This window comes from Aeromonas sp. s2 (genome assembly GCF_040907935.1).
Classification (GTDB): domain Bacteria; phylum Pseudomonadota; class Gammaproteobacteria; order Enterobacterales; family Aeromonadaceae; genus Aeromonas; species Aeromonas dhakensis.
Genome location: NZ_JBFOCR010000002.1, coordinates 24,312 through 41,477, shown reverse-complemented (window position 1 = coordinate 41,477; position 17,166 = coordinate 24,312). Strand labels below are relative to the sequence as shown.

15 protein-coding genes are annotated in these 17,166 nt (G+C 63.7%); 11 read left to right on the top strand and 4 right to left on the bottom strand.

Features of this window, described 5'->3' with window-relative positions; all coding sequences use genetic code 11:
* Positions 1-16: 16 nt before the first annotated feature.
* From AB5Y81_RS00410 to AB5Y81_RS00400, 3 genes are all read right to left on the bottom strand, one after another.
* Positions 17-1,996: a bifunctional 2',3'-cyclic-nucleotide 2'-phosphodiesterase/3'-nucleotidase gene (locus AB5Y81_RS00410; RefSeq protein WP_042051486.1), complete on the bottom strand. Its 1,980-nt coding sequence runs from the start codon at positions 1,994-1,996 to the stop codon at positions 17-19.
* 126 nt (positions 1,997-2,122) lie between these two features.
* Complete coding sequence (lysE, locus tag AB5Y81_RS00405; protein WP_017780388.1) at positions 2,123-2,743, bottom strand: L-lysine exporter; 621 nt, start codon at positions 2,741-2,743, stop codon at positions 2,123-2,125.
* Between the two features lie 213 nt (positions 2,744-2,956).
* The gene (locus AB5Y81_RS00400) at positions 2,957-3,739 is read right to left on the bottom strand and encodes a LuxR family transcriptional regulator (RefSeq protein ID WP_005308457.1); all 783 of its coding nucleotides are present in this window, start codon (positions 3,737-3,739) and stop codon (positions 2,957-2,959) included.
* Positions 3,740-3,801: 62 nt separating this feature from the next.
* Between AB5Y81_RS00400 and AB5Y81_RS00395 the strand changes: the two genes are divergently transcribed.
* The 11 genes from AB5Y81_RS00395 (at position 3,802) to AB5Y81_RS00345 (ending at position 16,604) form a co-directional block, all read left to right on the top strand.
* Positions 3,802-4,425 (top strand): acyl-homoserine-lactone synthase, encoded by a 624-nt coding sequence (locus AB5Y81_RS00395; protein WP_279484920.1) that lies wholly within the window; start codon positions 3,802-3,804, stop codon positions 4,423-4,425.
* A 266-nt stretch (positions 4,426-4,691) separates the two neighbouring features.
* A complete protein-coding gene (locus tag AB5Y81_RS00390) occupies positions 4,692-5,591 on the top strand; it encodes a LysR family transcriptional regulator ArgP (RefSeq protein ID WP_017780386.1) in 900 nt (299 codons plus the stop codon).
* Positions 5,592-5,677: 86 nt separating this feature from the next.
* A complete protein-coding gene (locus AB5Y81_RS00385; RefSeq protein ID WP_042008632.1) occupies positions 5,678-7,699 on the top strand; it encodes an exoribonuclease II in 2,022 nt (673 codons plus the stop codon).
* Between the two features lie 187 nt (positions 7,700-7,886).
* A complete protein-coding gene (locus AB5Y81_RS00380) occupies positions 7,887-8,480 on the top strand; it encodes a TetR/AcrR family transcriptional regulator (RefSeq protein WP_279484921.1) in 594 nt (197 codons plus the stop codon).
* 28 nt (positions 8,481-8,508) lie between these two features.
* Positions 8,509-9,555: a DUF418 domain-containing protein gene (locus AB5Y81_RS00375; protein ID WP_279484922.1), complete on the top strand. Its 1,047-nt coding sequence runs from the start codon at positions 8,509-8,511 to the stop codon at positions 9,553-9,555.
* Positions 9,556-10,009: 454 nt separating this feature from the next.
* A complete protein-coding gene (locus tag AB5Y81_RS00370; RefSeq protein WP_042008627.1) occupies positions 10,010-11,932 on the top strand; it encodes a PTS mannitol transporter subunit IICBA in 1,923 nt (640 codons plus the stop codon).
* 37 nt (positions 11,933-11,969) lie between these two features.
* Positions 11,970-13,115, top strand: coding sequence for a mannitol-1-phosphate 5-dehydrogenase (locus AB5Y81_RS00365; RefSeq protein WP_010635246.1), 1,146 nt, complete (start codon positions 11,970-11,972; stop codon positions 13,113-13,115).
* 113 nt (positions 13,116-13,228) lie between these two features.
* Entirely contained in the window at positions 13,229-13,750 is a 522-nt protein-coding gene (locus tag AB5Y81_RS00360) for an MltR family transcriptional regulator (protein WP_005308438.1), read from the top strand.
* A gap of 176 nt (positions 13,751-13,926) precedes the next feature.
* Complete coding sequence (locus AB5Y81_RS00355; RefSeq protein WP_279484923.1) at positions 13,927-15,714, top strand: sodium:proton antiporter; 1,788 nt, start codon at positions 13,927-13,929, stop codon at positions 15,712-15,714.
* Positions 15,711-16,292, top strand: coding sequence for a DNA-J related domain-containing protein (locus tag AB5Y81_RS00350; RefSeq protein WP_010635248.1), 582 nt, complete (start codon positions 15,711-15,713; stop codon positions 16,290-16,292). The genes AB5Y81_RS00355 and AB5Y81_RS00350 overlap by 4 nt, the downstream gene beginning before the upstream one ends.
* 63 nt (positions 16,293-16,355) lie before the next feature.
* A complete protein-coding gene (locus AB5Y81_RS00345) occupies positions 16,356-16,604 on the top strand; it encodes a hypothetical protein (protein WP_005308429.1) in 249 nt (82 codons plus the stop codon).
* Positions 16,605-16,646: 42 nt separating this feature from the next.
* On the opposite strand, the gene AB5Y81_RS00340 is transcribed toward AB5Y81_RS00345, so the two are convergent.
* Positions 16,647-17,165: a mechanosensitive ion channel domain-containing protein gene (locus tag AB5Y81_RS00340; protein ID WP_017780379.1), complete on the bottom strand. Its 519-nt coding sequence runs from the start codon at positions 17,163-17,165 to the stop codon at positions 16,647-16,649.
* Position 17,166 lies beyond the last annotated feature (1 nt).

The window sequence follows — 17,166 nt, the reverse complement described above, 5'->3', positions numbered from 1 at the left end:
CCATGTCGGCCGGAAATTACTGACGGATCAGCCGGAAGATGGCGTAGCCAGGGTGCTGGGCGTCATCCATCGGCAGGGTGGACTTGTATTCCAGATCCGCACCGGCCAGCTGTTTGGCCTCCTCGCGGGGCGAGGAGTAGAGTCGCACGTCCACGTTGGCCGGCAGGGCCTTCATGTGCCAGTTGTTGTTGGCCGCCGGGCTGAAGCCGGCCGGGTTGTCGGCAGACTGGGCCTTCAGGTACTGGGCGATGATCTCGCGCGTCTCGAAGGGATCTTCATGGACGATGTTGCTGCCGTCGATACCCGGGAAGTGGCCGCCGCCGCTGGCGCGGTAGTTGTTGGTCACCACGTAGAACTTCTGGGCCGGATCGATGGGCTGACCATTGAAGGTGAGGCTGCTGATACGCTGGCCGTCGCTGACCTTGGCCCCTTCCTTGTTGTAACGGGCCGGCTGGGTGATATCCACCTCGTAGTTGACCCCGTCGATCACGTCGAAGTTGTAGGTGGGGAACTTCTCGTTCACCAGCCACTGCACCTCGGTCTTGCCGGTGTCGATCTGGTTGAACTGGCCGGCACTCATCTCCAGCCACTCCTTGACGGTGGCCCCGTTCACCTCGACCACCTGCAGGGTGTTCGGATAGATGTAGAGGTCGGAGACGTTGCGCAGGGAGATGTCGCCCTGGGCCACGTAGGTGAAGTCATTGATGCCGTTGCGACCGCCACGGAACGGTGCCGCCACCGACAGGATGGGGTAGGACTCCTTGAGCAGGCCGTCTTTTTGCAGCTGCTCGGCATAGCGGCGCTGGGCATCGCTCACCAGCTGCACCGAAGGATCATCCTGCACCAGGGCGAAGAAGCTGTGGATGGAGGAGGTGATCTTGCCGAGCGGCTCATCCAGCCACTGGTTGGTGGCGTCGTGGTCGGCCTGTACCAGGTCCACCACCCGTTGATCCACCGCGCTGCCTTCGCTGGAGTCGATCTTGCGCAGGCTGGCCTGGCTCTGTTTCACCTGCCACTTGCCGTCCACCTGCTCCAGCTTGAGGTCGATGATGCCGAGGTGGTTGCCCCAGTAACCCGGCATCACGGTCGGAATGCCGCTCAGGGTACCGGCCTGGTTGTCCACCTCCGGCAGATCCGGGAAGTCACCCGGGAAGTTCTTGTGGGCGTGGCCCAGCATCAGGGCATCCACCCCCTTCACCTTGGCCAGGTGCCAGGCGGAGTTCTCCATCATGGCTTCGTAGCTGCTGGCGTTGATGCCGGTGTGGGCAACAACGACGACCACGTCGGCGCCCTTGGCGCGCAGCTCGGGCACATAGTGGTTGGCGGTCTCGACCATGTCGGCCACCACCACCTTGCCTTCCAGATGGCGCTTGTCCCACTGCAGCACCTGCGGCGGGGTCAGCCCCAGGATGCCGACCTTGACGGTCTGCAGCTGGCCCTTGTCATCCTTCACCTTGCGCTCCAGCAGCAGGTAGGGGGTGAACTTGTTGCCGCTCCAGTCAATCTGCCCCTTGGCATCCCGCTTGAAGGCGCCCGCCTCGAACACGTTGGCGTTCACATAGGGGAACTTGGCCCCCTGCAGGGTCTTGGTGAGGTAATCCAGACCGTAGTTGAATTCGTGGTTACCCAGGTTGCCGGCGTCGTAGCCGAGCTCGTTCATCGCCTTGAACACCGGGTGGGCCTGCTTGTCGAGGTAACCGGCACCGGACTGCTCGAAGATGTAGTCAGCCAGCGGCGTGCCCTGGATCAGGTCGCCGTTGTCGAGCAGCAGGTTGTTGGGGTTTTCGGCGCGGGCCGCGCGGATCAGCAGCGCGGTGCGGGAGAGGCCGAACTTGCGATCCTCCTTGTTCTGGTAGTAGTCATACCCCAGCACGTTGGAGTGGATATCGGAGGTCTGGATCAGACGCAGGGCAACCTCGCCCGGTTGCGCCTTGCTGTCGTTTTCATTGCTACAGGCAGACAACAGCACGATGGCTGCAATAGCACCCAGCTTCATGGATTTATTCACTGTCTTGTCCCTTTTATTAGAGTGTCGCTTTACCAGCGACGGGAATTTAACAGACGAATATGTCAGCGGATGAAGCCGGGGTGAATTTTTATGAGGTGCGGCACAAAAATAGCCTTATGACGCCAGCAAAGCCCCGCTCGCCAGCTGCAACGCCAACCCCAGCATGATGAAACCAACAATAGTATCAATAGCTTGCTGTACCCTGCCGCGGGCGAGCCAGGGCGAGAGAGCGGCCGCCCCGAACGCCAGGCTGTAGAACCAGACCAGCGAGGCCAGCATGGCCCCCGCCGCAAAGGCGGGCCGCAACTCTTCGGCAAACTGGCTGCCGAAGGATCCGAGCAGCATCAGGGTGTCCAGGTAGACGTGGGGGTTGAGCAGGGTCACCCCGAGCGTCATGGCCAGCACGCTCTTGACCCCCATCAACTGGGGTGAGTCCGCAAGCGAAGCCCCCTGCCCACGCCAGGCGCTGCGCAGGGAACGGATACCGAACCAGCCGAGGAACAGCACGCCGCCCCAGGTCAGCAGGGCCAGTCCGATCGGGCTGGCCGCCAGCAGGTTGGCCCCGCCGAACACCCCGATGCCGATCAGCACGAGATCGCACAGGCAGCAGAGGGTCGCCGTCAGCAGATGGTGGTTGCGGTGGATACCCCGGCTCAGCACGAAGGCATTCTGGGCACCGATGGGGATGATCATGGCAAGGCCGAGGGTGAAGCCTTGCAGGGTGGTAGCAAACATGGATGAACCGTCCAGCAGAGTGATTGGACGGCACTATAAGGGGCGGCCAGACGTTTAGAGAAATTCATTAATCTGCTGAGCAATTTGTTTTGCTAATGACAGAGGGCTCAACCCAACCCCTTCGAGGTAGAAGGGGCTAGACCCGTTCATGGCTGTCAATTGCAGGATCTGACAATTGTTAGCCAGTCACTCTGCCCCGAGAATCATCGGGTTTTATTGCATCAGCTTGGGGAAGTTGGTGACCACGACCTGCTCGAGATTGGGCAGCAAGATGCCACTGCTCACCCCCTTGGCGATGGCCTGGTAGCGATTCATCGACCCCGTTTTACGGGTGACCTGATTGAGGTGGTAGTTCACGGTTCGCTCCGTGATCCCCAGGATGCAGGCGATTTCACTCGACGTTTTCCCTTCACTGGCCCAGAACAGGCATTCGGTCTCCCGGTCAGTCAGGGCCTCCTGAGGGTCATCGTCCCGCAGACTGACCCGCACAATCCGGATCGCCGCCTCGAAGATGTAGTTGGACATCCAGGAGAGGACGGGCGAGGACTCCAGCAGCAGATCGCTCGATGCCCGCTCGGCGGTGATGAACGACAGTATGCCGTTTTCCCCCGCCGCCCCGTGCAACGGAAACGAGATACCGTTGCGCAGCCCGAACTCCGCCGCCAACCCCATCACGTCCAGACTGCCCTCTTGCAGAAAACGTGCTCGCTCATCCAGCCGGTTCCAGTAAATGGGCAAGGTCTGCTTGCGGGCCAATTGAATGATGGGATCACAGGCCAGCATATGGTTTGCCGTATAGGCCTGCACCCAGGAGTCGGGGCACTGATTGAACAGCACCACCTTGGGTCTTTGCATCGACATGGGAATGATCAGCGCAAACCGGTAGTAGTCGTAACCCATACCGAGCGTGAACCGACCGATCAACTCGGCCAGACGATCCCCGTCCGTTACCGAAGTGAAATGTTCGAGGTACTCAAGCAGTTGGTCTTGTTTCATAGGCTAGCCCCCCTGGCCAGGGCCTCGATTATAGCGCCGAACACTGAAATGGAGACATCTGAATGCTTGTTTTCAAAGGAAAATTAAAAGAACACCCCAGATGGGAGGTAGAAAACGAGCTTTATCGCTTTCGCAATCGCGTCTTCTCCGATCGCCTCGGCTGGGATGTGGAATCTCACCGTGGTCTGGAGCAGGACAGTTTCGATACTCCGGACACCCACTGGGTTCTGATTGAGGACGAAAAAGGCCTGTGCGGCTGCATCCGTCTGCTCAGTTGTGCCCAGGATTACATGCTGCCCAGCATCTTCCCCACCGCCCTCGCCGGCGAAGCCCCGCCACGCAGCAACGACGCGTGGGAACTGACCCGCCTCGCCATCGATGCCGAACGGGCGCCGCGCCTGGGCAACGGGGTCAGCGAGCTGACCTGCGTCATCTTCCGCGAGGTCTATGCCTTCGCCAGGGCGAAGGGGATCCGCGAGCTGGTTGCCGTGGTCAGTCTGCCGGTAGAGCGGATCTTCCGCCGCCTCGGCCTGCCCATCGAGCGGCTCGGTCACCGCCAGGCGGTGGATCTGGGCGCCGTGCGCGGGGTGGGGATCCGCTTCCATCTGGACGAGCGTTTCGCCCGTGCCGTCGGTCAGCCCCTGCAGGGTGCCTATGACGAAGCCCGCGAGCTGGTCACCGAATAAGGGTGACGCAAAAAAATCCCGGGGTAAGACCCGGGATTAAAAGTTCTCGCTATGGCCCGTTTCCACCCCATGCAAAAACGGACGCAAAAGAGTATCTCCTGAATACCTTTTGACCACCACTGTCACATCTCACAGTGACAAACCCGCTTTGACCCCACAGCCCTTGTCCCGCCTGCGCTGCCGACATTTTCAGCGCTCTCAGGTTGTTCTCTCGCCACCACTTGAGTAGCATCCCTTCTCAATCTCCCTGCTGATAAGGAATGCTGATGAAGGCGTTGGACTACAAGCTGCTGCTGGCGCTGGATGCGGTGATGCAGGAGCAGAACTTCGAGCGCGCCGCCCAGCGCCTGCACATCACCCAGTCCGCCATCTCCCAGCGCATCAAGCAGCTGGAGCAGCAGTTTGCCGAGCCGCTGATCATTCGCGGCCAGCCGCTGCAGGCCACCACGCTCGGGCAGAAGCTGCTGGCCCACTACCGCCAGGTACGCCAGCTGGAACTGGAGCTGGCCGGCGAGCTCTCTCCCGCCGAGCCCCAGGCGCCGATCCGGGTCAGCATAGCCGTCAATGCCGACAGCCTGGCCACCTGGTTTCTGCCCGCCCTGGCGCCGCTGCTGGAACAGCACCCCATCGAGCTCAACCTGCTGGTGGATGACGAGAGCCGCACTCTGGATCGGGTGCGCGAGGGGCAGGCGTTCGGCGCCGTCAGCCTGCACGGCCAGCCACTGGCGGGCTGCTGCGTCGACGAGCTCGGCGAGATGCGCTACCTGCTCACCGCCAGCCCCGCCTTCGTCGAGCGCCACTTCCCGCAGGGGTTGACCCTGGCGGCGCTGGCCAAGGCGCCGGCGGTAGCCTTCGATCAGCGTGACGACATGCACGTCAGCTACATGGCTCGCCACTTCGGGCTGGAGCCCGGCGGCTACCCCTGCCACACGGTGCGCTCGTCGGAGGCCTTCGTCGCCATGGCCGAACAGGGGCTGGCCTGCTGCCTCATCCCGGAACTGCAGATCCGTCGCCAGCTGGCGGAGGGGTCATTGCTCGATCTCAACCCGAAACAGCACCTGATAGAGCGACTCTACTGGCACCGCTGGGTGCTGGAGCGCGGGCTGCACAAACAGATATCCCAGCGCCTGATCGAGCAGGGTCGCCGAGCGCTGCAACGCCCCTGACAGGGCCATTCACCTTGGCTTTGGAGGGGTAAAAACGTATAGTGCTGGGCGATTAACCACCAGGTCTCCACTCAGGTTCCCCATTTATGTTCCAAGACAATCCGCTGCTGGCCCAGCTCAAGCAACAAATCCGCGAAAACATCCCCAAGAAAGAGGGTGTGATCCGCGCCTCCGATCGGGGCTTCGGCTTCCTGGAGGTCGATGAGAAGACCAGCTATTTCGTGCCGCCTCCCTACATGAAAAAGGTGATGCACGGTGACCGGGTGACCGCCCTGATCCGCACCGAGAAAGAGAAGGAAGTGGCCGAGCCGGATGAGCTGCTGGAGCAGTCCGTCACCCGCTTCGTGGCCCGGGTCAAGATGTTCCGCGACCGCCTCAACGTGGTGGCCGACCACCCGCTGATCAAGGATGCCATCAAGGCCCGCGTCAAGAAGGGTCTGGACGAGAAAGAGTTCAAGGAAGGGGACTGGGTGGTCGCCACCCTCAAGCGTCATGCCCTGGTGGACGGCAACTTCTCCGCCGAGATCACCCAGAAGATCGCCGCCCAGGAAGATCACAACGTGCCCTGGTGGGTGGTGCTGGCGCGCCACAACCTGGCCCAGGTCGAGCCGGCGGATCTGCCGGAGTGGAAGGTGATCGAAGAGGAAGAGCTGCCCCGCACCGATCTGACCGCGACCCCCTTCTTCACCATCGACGGCGCCAAGACCAAGGACATGGATGACGCCCTGGCCATCCGCAAGCTGGACAACGGCTGGGAGCTGCTGGTCGCCATCGCCGACCCGACCGCCTATGTGGCCGAAGGGAGCGAGCTGGACAAGGAGGCCGCCCAGCGCGCCTTCACCGTCTACATGCCGGGCCGCAACGTGCCCATGATCCCGCGCACCCTCTCCGACGAGCTCTGCTCCCTGAAAGAGGGCGAGGAGCGCAACACCCTGTGCGCCCGCCTGCTGATCGCCGAGGATGGCCTGCTGCTGGAGGAGACCGAGTTCTTCGCCGCCCGCATCTGCTCCCACGCCCGCCTCAACTATGACGACGTCTCCGACTGGGCCGAACACGGCAAAGCGCTGGATATCGACGCAGGCGTGCTGGCCCAGCTGCCGCTGATGAAGGCGATGACCGAGGCGCGCATCAAGTGGCGCACCGAACACGCCCTGGTGTTCCCGGACCGCCCCGACTACGACTTCGAGCTGGGCGAGAACGGCGCTGTGCTGGCCATTCACGTCGAGCCGCGCCGCATCGCCAACCGCATGGTGGAAGAGTCGATGATCGCCGCCAACATCTGCGCCGGCCGCGTGCTGGGCAAGAGCGTCGGCTACGGCATCTTCAACGTCCACACCGGCTTTGACGAGGAGTCCCTCGACGGCGCCATCGATCTGCTGAAGAGCGCCGAGGCCCCGTTCGAGAAAGAAGAGATCGCCAGCCTGTCCGGCTTCTGCGCCCTGCGCCGCTGGATCGACAGCCTGGACACCCGCTGGCTGGACGGCAAGATCCGCCGCTTCCAGAGCTATGCGCTGATGTCCGCCGAACCGGGCGCCCACTACGGCCTGGGTCTGGATGCCTATGCCACCTGGACCTCCCCGATCCGCAAGTACGGCGATATGGTCAACCATCGCCTGCTCAAGGCCGTCATCGCCGGCAAGACCCCGGGTGAGCGCCCAAGCCTGGAGCTCACCGAGCATCTGACCGCCTGCCGTCGCCTGCACCGCATGGTGGAGCGCGACATCGGCGACTGGCTCTATGTCCGCTACCTCAAGGCCGATGCGGGTACCGACAAGGTGTTCAACGCCGAGATCATCGACGTGATGCGTGCCGGCCTCAAGCTGCGCCTGCAGGAGAACGGTGCCGTGGTGTTCATGCCCGCCCGCCACATCCTCGACAACAAGGAGCGGCTGGAGTGCAACTGGGACAACGGCCGCGTCTATCTGGACAAGACCGAGGTGGTCTACGAGCTCGGCCAGATCATCGAGGTCAAGCTGACCGAAGCGGTGGAAGAGACCCGCTCCCTCATCGCCAAGCCGGCGGTAGAGCTGGTGCCGGGCCCAGCGCCGGTCGCCCCGGTGAGCGAAGCCGAGGCCGCACCGGCCGCGGAAGCTCCCAAGGCCGAATAAGCCAGATCTTCCCTCCTTGCAAAAGCCCGCACCCTGCGGGCTTTTTTATTGGGTCATGCCGCCCGCCGAGTCAGCAGATCACTTTTTGTACGCCCCGAGCTTGCCAGTGGCTCGTCACAGGCATAGAGTGAATCCACAAATGAACGAACGTTCGCTCATGAGCGATTTTCAGGCAAGAGGCATCCCCATGACCACCAACAACCTGCGGCTGGAGCAGCGCCGCGAGCAGATCATCCAGGCGGCGCTCGGCTGCTTCATCGAGCGAGGCTTCCACCAGACCGGCATGCGCGACATCGCCGCCGCCGCCGGGGTGAGCCTCGGCAACCTCTACAACCACTTCGCCCGCAAGGAGGAGCTGATCGCCCACATCGCCTCGCTGGAGGCGGCCGAGCTGCAACCCCTGCTGGATGAGCTGGTTCAGGGGCCGGCCCAGGCGGCGCTGGCCCGCTTCGCCGCCGGCTACCTCGCCTGGTCGCTGACCCCGGAGAACCTGCTGCTCGGCACCGAGATCCTAGCCGAGCTGGCCCGCCACCCCGAGATGGCAGCCACCTTCGCCAGCAACCAGCGCCAGCTGTGCGATGCCCTGGCGGCGACGGTGCGCCGTGGCCAGCAGGCTGGGGAGCTGGCCGTCCACCTGCAGCCGGATCTCACGGCTCAGCTGCTGCTGGACGCGCTGGAGGGGCAGGCCCTGCGCCATGCCCTGGCCCTGCATCCAGAGCAGGCGCCGGTGGAGCAAAGGTTGCCAGCCCTGCTAGACCAGTTGTTGGGCCCGGCCCGCTGACACGCTGATCACCAAAGGAGTCGCTCCCATGACAGCCCTGCACAATCGACTGGAAGGACTGGATCTGGCCCGTGCCATAGCCCTGCTCGGCATGGTGCTGGTGAATTTTCGCATCGCCATGGGGGTGTTGGCGGGGGGGCCCACCTGGCTCAAACCCCTGCTGGATGCACTGGAAGGGCGCTCCGCCGCCAGCTTCGTGGTGCTGGCCGGCATCGGGCTGGGGCTGTCGACCCGCAAGCTGGCGTGGTCGGCGGCCATGACCCACACCGCCAAGCGGGCCCTGTTTCTGCTGATCGTGGGGCTGCTCAACTACCTGGTGTTTCCGGCCGACATCATCCACTACTACGCCGTCTACTTTCTGCTGGGGGCCTGCTGTCTCCGGCTTGCCTCCCCCTGGCTGCTGACCCTGATCCCGCTGCTGGCGGCAAGCTTCGTGGGCCTGCTGTTCCTGCTCGATTACGATCGGGGCTGGCAGTGGCACAGCTTCAGCTATCCCGAGTTCTGGACCCTGGCCGGCTTCGTCCGCAATCTGCTGTTCAACGGCTGGCACCCTGTGGTGCCCTGGCTGGGCTTTCTGCTCTACGGCCTCTGGCTGAGCCGCCAATCTCTGGCCAATCCGCTCACCCAGCGCTGGCTGCTGGCCGGTGGTGTGAGTGCCATGGCGCTGGCCAGGGGGCTGTCGCTCTGGTTGCCGACCCTTTTGCCGAGCCCAGAGCTGGCGCCGCTGCTGGCGACCCAGCCCATTCCCCCGGCGCCGCTCTACCTGCTGTTCGGCATGGGCGCGGCCAGCACTCTGATCGCCCTCTGCCTCTGGCTGGGACGCGCCCTGCCCGAGGCCCGCTGGTGGCGAGTGTGGCTGCCGGTCGGTCGGCAGACCCTGACCCTCTATCTGGCCCACATCATGCTCGGCATGGGGATGCTGGAGGCCATCGGCTGGCTGCAGGGGCAGGATCTGCCCGAGGTGGTGCTGGCCGCCGGCCTCTTCGCCCTGGCGGCGCTGCTGTTTGCCAATCTCTGGAGTCAGCGCTTCGAGCGAGGCCCACTGGAGTGGCTAATGCGTCGCCTCTGCGGCTGAAGGAGATCATGAAAAACTGAAAGTGGGTTACAAAATAATTGATTCATTGGTTACTTTAGTATTGATTCAACCAATCCATCGTCAACACCCTCACTTTTCAGGTCAGGCGAATTGCTCCAATTGAATACAAATAATGAAAGTGAGAAATGGATCACATTGACATCAGGTTTGCGCAAACAGCAAAGAGTGATTCGTGTCACATAAAAACGATACTGGCGGCAGCAAAGATCGAAATGTAGCCGAAATACAGAGAGTGAATGTGATCGACGTCACTGTGAAGGGAGGGGGGTGGTCGGGGTATTTGAGAGCTGCGTCACAAGACACCCCGTTTTCAGCCTAATTTGATCACAAGCTGGTAGATTGAAGTTGCTTAGACGACAGGGATGGCGGTTCGGCAAAACCGGCCAGCCCGACTACCACTTTTAATCAAACAGGCTTAAAACGGGGTCCCGACATGTTATCACCGGATACCAAAGTCAAGATACAGAATTTTGGACGCTTCCTGTCCAATATGGTCATGCCCAACATAGGCGCCTTCATCGCCTGGGGCTTTATTACCGCCCTCTTCATCCCCACCGGCTGGCTGCCGAGCGAAACGCTGGCCAAGCTGGTCGGCCCCATGATCACCTACCTGCTGCCGCTGCTGATTGGCTATACCGGCGGCAAGCTGATGGGCGGTGAGCGCGGCGGCGTGGTCGGTGCCATCACCACCATGGGCGTCATCGTGGGGACCGACATTCCCATGTTCATGGGCGCCATGATGGTCGGCCCGCTCGGTGGCTGGGCCATCAAGCGGTTTGACAAGGCGATGGAAGGTCGCGTCAAGAGCGGCTTCGAGATGCTGGTCAACAACTTCTCCGCCGGCCTCATCGGCATGCTGCTGGCAATCCTCGCCTTCTTCGTGATCGGCCCCTTCGTCAAGGTGCTCTCCGGCGTACTGGCCGGTGGCGTCGGCTTCCTGGTGGACAACAACCTGCTGCCGCTCACCTCCATCTTCGTCGAGCCGGCCAAGATCCTGTTCCTCAACAACGCCATCAACCACGGTATCTTCTCACCGCTGGGGATCCAGCAGGCCACCGAGCACGGCCGCTCCATCTTCTTCCTGATCGAAGCGAACCCGGGCCCGGGCATGGGCGTGCTGCTGGCCTACATGGTGTTCGGTCGCGGCGCCGCCAAGCAGTCCGCTGCCGGTGCCTCCATCATTCACTTCTTCGGCGGCATCCACGAGATCTACTTCCCGTACGTGCTGATGAACCCGCGCCTGATCCTGGCGGTGATCGCCGGCGGCATGACCGGGGTGTTCACCCTGACCCTGTTCAACGCAGGTCTGGTCTCCCCCGCCTCACCGGGTTCCATCTTCGCCGTGCTGTTGATGACACCGAAAGCCTCCCTGATCGGGGTCGCCCTCTCCATCATCAGCGCCACCCTGGTCTCCTTCCTGGTCGCCGCCGTGTTCGTCCGTGCCCAGCAGCCGGAAGCCGACGAGGCCGATGCCCTCGGTGAAGCCACTCGCAAGATGAAAGCCATGAAGGGTGCCAAGCCCGAGACCGCAGCGGCCAAGAAGCCGGGCGGTGAACTGATGGCGGTACGCAACATCGTCGTCGCCTGCGATGCGGGCATGGGCTCCAGCGCCATGGGCGCCGGCCTGCTGCGCAAGCGGGTGCAGGCCGCCGGCCTCGACATCAGCGTCACCAACCGCGCCATCGATCAGCTCGACGATCAGGTGGACTGGGTCATCACCCACAAGGATCTGACCGAGCGGGCCCGTCGCCACGCGCCGCACGCCCACCACATCTCGCTCACCAACTTCCTCGACAACGGTCTCTATCAGGAGCTGGTACAGAGCCTGACCCAGGCCGCCAACGATGACGTCGCCAACCCGCAGCTGCTGGTGGCCGCCAACGACGACAGCTATGAGCCGCAGGCCGCCGAAGTGTTCACCCTGAGCCGCCATGACGTGCACCTGGGGCTCAAGGCCGACAACAAGGAGGCCGCCATCCGGGCTGCCGGCAAGCTGCTGGCGGAGCGGGGCTACGTGGCGCCCGACTACGTCAACGCCATGCTGGAGCGCGAACAGCTGGTCTCCACCTACCTCGGTGAATCCATCGCCGTGCCGCACGGCACCATCGCCGCCAAGGAGTTTGTGAAGCGCACCGGCATCGTCATCTGCCAATACCCGGCCGGGGTTGCCTTCGGCGAGGCGGCCGATGAAGTAGCGCGGCTGGTGATCGGCATCGCCGCCCGCAACGACGAACACATGCAGGTGATAACCCGCCTGACCAATGCACTGGACGAACCCGGCCTCATCGACCGGCTGGCCAGCACTCAGGATCCCCAGGAGTTCCTGGATCTGCTGGGTGCCGAACAGGCTGCCTGATCGTCCTTCATCGTCTTTGGTTCAAGAGGTTAATATCATGAAAACATTGCATTTTGGTGCCGGCAACATAGGTCGCGGCTTCATCGGAAAATTGCTGGCGGATGCCAGCCATCAGGTCACCTTCGCCGACGTCAACGAGACCCTGATCGACCAGCTCAACCACCGCCAGGAGTACAAGGTGCACGTGGTGGGAGCGGATCAGAAGCTGGACGTGGTGCGCAACGTGGCGGCGGTGAGCTCCGCCGGCCACGAGGTGATCGCCCGCATCATCACCGCCGATCTGGTCACCACCGCGGTCGGCCCCAACATTCTGGACAAGATTGCCAGCACCCTGGCCCAGGGGCTGCAGGCCCGCTTCGATGCCGGCAACCTGACACCGCTCAACGTCATCGCCTGCGAGAACATGGTGCGCGGCACCAGCCACCTCAAGCAGGAGGTACTCAAGTACCTGCCGGTCGCGTATCATGCCACCCTCGACGCCTGCATCGGCTTCGTCGACTCGGCGGTGGACCGCATCGTCCCGCCGGCCGCGGCCAACGATGATCCGCTGGAAGTGACGGTGGAGAGCTTCAGCGAGTGGATCGTCGACCAGACCCAGTTCAAGGGCGAGCTCCCCCAAGTGGCGGGCATGGAGCCCACCGACAACCTGATGGCCTTCGTCGAGCGCAAGCTGTTCACCCTCAACACCGGCCACATCGTCACTGCCTACCTCGGCAAGCTGAGGGGCTATCGCACCATTCGCGAGGCGATCGAGGATCCGCTGATCCGCAGCAAGGTGCGTCGCGCCATGGAGGAGAGCGGCGCCGTGCTGGTGCAACGCTACGGTTTCGACCCGCGCCTGCACGCCGCCTACATCGAGAAGATCCTGGCCCGCTTCGCCAACCCCTATCTGGTGGACGAGATTGACCGGGTCGGCCGTCAGCCGCTGCGCAAGCTGGCGGCGGGGGATCGGCTGGTGAAACCGCTGCTCGGCACCCTGGAGTACGGCTTGCCGAACGATCACCTGCAGGAGGGGATCGCCGCGGCGTTGCACTATCGCAATGCCGATGACCCGCAGGCGGTGGAGCTGCAACAGCTGCTGGCGGAGCTGGGCCCGGCCCAGGCCCTGGCGCGCATCACCGGCCTGGCCGCCGACAGCGACATCGTCAGCGCCATCGTCACCCGTTATGGCAATTTGAAGTGACCTGATGAGGCGCCACCGTGCCGGCCCGCGCAGGCCGGTCACCAAAGCGCCTCATACGATAAAAACCGGGAGAGAGGCCCACTCTCTCCCAGTCAGCTGGACCCAATGCACTTATGACCACACACCAGGAAGATGAAGTACTGGAACGACTGAACGAGCAGGATGGCCCCCGCGGCTTCTTTCTCGAAGTCGTGACCATCCTGGAAGAGGCGGTCGACTCCCTGATGCGACGCGCGTTCCGTCAGGAGGAGTATGCCGTCAAGTACGCCATCGAACCTTTGCTCAACCAGAGCGGCCCCCTCGGCCAGCTGGAGGTGCGCCTCAAGCTCATCTTCGCCCTCGGCCTCATCTCCCTCGAGCGCTATCAGGATCTCGAGGCTTACCTGAAGATCCGCGATTTTCTGGTGCGCGACCCCAAGGATTACCGCTTCAGCGACAAGCCGATCCGCGATCTGCTGGCACGTCTGCACGGCGTCAGCCAGGGCGGCATGATGCCGCAGGAGGCCCCCGCCAACGAGGAGGATTGGCCCTTCTACCAGATGCAGCTGAACCGGCTCGATCAGGTGGTGCGCTCGGCGCTGGTGCTGGCGGTGGCCGACTGCGTCACCGAACTCCACAAAGAGAGCCCCATCTAATCCGGCTGGTGGCCGCAGTCAGCGGCCACACCCCGCTCCTCTCCCACAGCAGGTAACCCGTGACGCCCGCTGTCGCGCGATCCGCTTCCCCCCTTGTTCCCGCCGCCGGCTGGTGTCAATCTGACCATCTTCCCCACTACACTTCCTCCAGGTCCATTGCCCCAACCGAGGTCTGCATGATCGCTCTCTCCCTGGCCGGGATCGCCCTGGTCTCAGTGCTGGCCCAGTGGCTCGCCTGGTCGCTGCGGGTGCCCGCCATCCTGTTTCTGCTGCTCACCGGCCTGCTGCTGGGACCGGTCGGCGGCCTGCTCGACCCCGATGCCCTGCTCGGCGACCTGCTGTTCCCGCTGGTCTCCCTGTCGGTCGCCATCATCCTGTTCGAGGGGGCGCTCACCCTGCACCTGGCCGAGCTCAAGGGGATCGGCAAGGTGGTGCGCAACCTCTGCTCCACCGGCATGCTGGTGAGCTTCGCCGTCATCGGAAGCGCCGGCTACTTCCTGCTGGGGCTGGACTGGCGGGTCGCCATGGTGCTCGGCGCCGTGCTGGTGGTGACCGGCCCGACCGTGGTCGCCCCCATGCTCAACGTGATCCGCCCGACCCGGGAGGTGGACCGCATCCTGCGCTGGGAGGGGATCGTCATCGATCCCATCGGCGCCCTGTTTGCGGTGCTGGTGTTCGAGGCGGTACGCCTCGGCAGTCAGGGGGATCTGGTCGGTCACACCCTGCTGGCGCTGGCCAAGACGGTGGGGGTGGGCTCCCTCATCGGGGTCGGTGCCGGCTGGCTCACCACCCTGCTGATCCGCAAGGACTGGCTGCCGGTCAGTCTGCACAAGTTCGGGGTGCTGGCGCTGGTGCTGGTCACCTTCAGCCTCTCCAACTGGCTCAGCCACGAATCCGGCCTGCTGGCGGTGACCGTGTTCGGCATCTGGCTCGCCAATCAGGAGGGGCTGGATCTGGAGGAGGTGCTGGCCTTCAAGGAGGATCTCGCCATCATCCTCATCTCCTCCCTGTTCATCCTGCTGGCGGCCCGCCTCGATCTGGCCCAGCTCTGGCAGCTCGGCCCCATGGTGCTGGCGTTGTTGTGCGTGGTGCAGTTCGTGGCGCGTCCGCTCTGCATCCTGGTCTCCACCTGGGGATCCGATCTCTCCTGGCGGGCCCGCGCCCTGCTCGGCTGGATCGCGCCGCGCGGCATAGTGGCGGCGGCGGTCAGCGCCTCCTTCGCCATCAGCCTGCATGAGGCCGGCATTGCCGATGCCGACAAGCTGGTCCCCCTGGTGTTTGCGGTGATCATCTCCACCGTGGTGCTGCAGAGCCTCACTTCGGCACCGCTGGCCGGGCTGCTCAAGATGCGCCAGAGTGCCCCCAACACCTGGCTCATCATAGGAGCCAACTCGGTGGCGCGGGCCATCGGCCGGGCACTGGCGGATCAGGGGGTGCCGGTCCAGCTCTGCGATCCGGCCTGGGAGTTCTGCCGTCAGGCGCGGATGAGCAACCTGCCCTGCTACTTCGGCAACCCGCAATCCGAGCACGCCGAGCTGCACCTGCCGCTCACCAGCATCAGTACCGTGCTGGCCCTCTCCCCCAACCGCCACAACAACGCCCTCGGCGTGCTGCACTTCGCCCACCTCTACGGCGAGGAGAAGGTCTACTCGTTGCGCTCCAGCGAGCAGCACGGCAAGGCCAACCGGGAGAGCGCCACCTTCCGCGCTCGCCAGAACCTGTTCGGCCCCGACATCAACTACGCCCGGTTGAGCGGCCTGCTGAGCCGGGGCGGCCAGATCAAGGCAACCCGCCTGAGCGAGGCGTTCGACTGGGCCCAGTACCAGGAGGCCAACCCGGGCGCCATCCCGCTGTTCGTGCTGGACGGCAAGGGGCGGACCCGCATCGTCACCGGACCCGTCGAGCCGCTGGCCGGGGAGCTGCTGATCGCCCTGCAGCCCCCCAAAGAGGGGGCCGGCCAGTGAACTCTGCCGAATCGACCGCCAACCCGCTGCTCGCCCCGCTGCTGGCACTGCTCAGGCAGGCCAGCGGCAGCTACAAGGTGCACGAGCTGCTGGCCGAGCTGCGCCGCCAGGAGCTCATCCCGCCTCTGCCGGGGGACGAGCAGCAGCAGCTGTTTCGGCTCAACTTCCTCATCATGAACGCCCTCTACCAGCTGCAGGCCGAGCTCCACGATGAAGGGTGGTGGCTGCTGATCAGCACCCTGGATATCCGGCTCGAACCGCTCGCTCCTCGCAACACGGCAAGCGCCCTCGCCCAGGGTGAGGCGCTGCGCAGTTACTACCTCGACTGGCAGGTGTTCTGGCAGACAGACCGGGAGGAGGTGGAAGCCCTGCTCGGCAGCTTCTGGCGGGCCTGTGAGCGGGATGAACACAGGGCCGAGGCGCTGACCCTGTTCGCCCTGCCGACCGGGGCAGGGCCTGACGCCATCCGCCGCCGCTGGCGTGAGCTGGCACTGCAACACCATCCGGATCGGGGGGGCGATGCCGACACCTTCATCCGCCTGCGCTGGGCCTGGGAACACCTCAAGACGGCCAAATGAGCCGCCTGATGGCGGCCGCAACCACTAGACTTGAAGTGGCATCAAGCGTCACGGGAGGATGTCATGACAGTCAATGAACTTCGTCTGCTCTACCAGCAACAAGCCTTCAAGGAAGCCGAGATCCTGCAGGATGCCATCCTGCCCGGCTGGATCGTGGAGTTCAGGGGACAGGACGGCAAACTGTACGAGATGACCGACACCCTGGGTTGCCCCCTCAGCTTCGGCTCGGTCGAAGAGGCCCGCCAGCACGTGCATCTGGTGGCGGACTGCCCGATCCAGATCGAGCACCTCTACCGCTTCTTCGAACGCTGAGAAGCTGGCAGGCGCAAAAAAGGCTCCCACGGGAGCCTTTTCTCATTCCGGTTGCAGGGGTTCCGCCCCCTTGCCCTCCAGCCGTCTGACCGGCTTTTGCAGGATCAGGTTGGCGGGATAGGTGACCAGATCGCCGTTGTCATCGCGCACCCGCACGTAGAAGAGACCGATCTCGGTGATGACGCCGGTGACGGAATCATCCTTGTCGAGGATCCGGATCCGATCGCCAATCCGGTAGGGGAAGGCGAAGAAGATGGTGATGCTGGCGGTGATGTTGGAGAGGATCGACCACTGCGCCACCATGGCGACCCCCAGCACCGCGAAGAAGGAGGAGGCCAGCACCACCAGCCGCGAGAAGTCGAGCCCCCACACCCCGGCCAGGATCAGCAGGGTGGCGCAACCGAGCAGGAAGTGGAACACGTGCTCCACGTAGAGCACCCGGTTCTCGCTCACCTGCCGGCTCTGGCCGAGGGCCATCAGGCTCTTGTGAATGAGGCCGCGAATAAGGGTGTGGCCCAGCAACAGCAGCAGGGTCACGCCAAAAGATTCCCATGTGGTCATG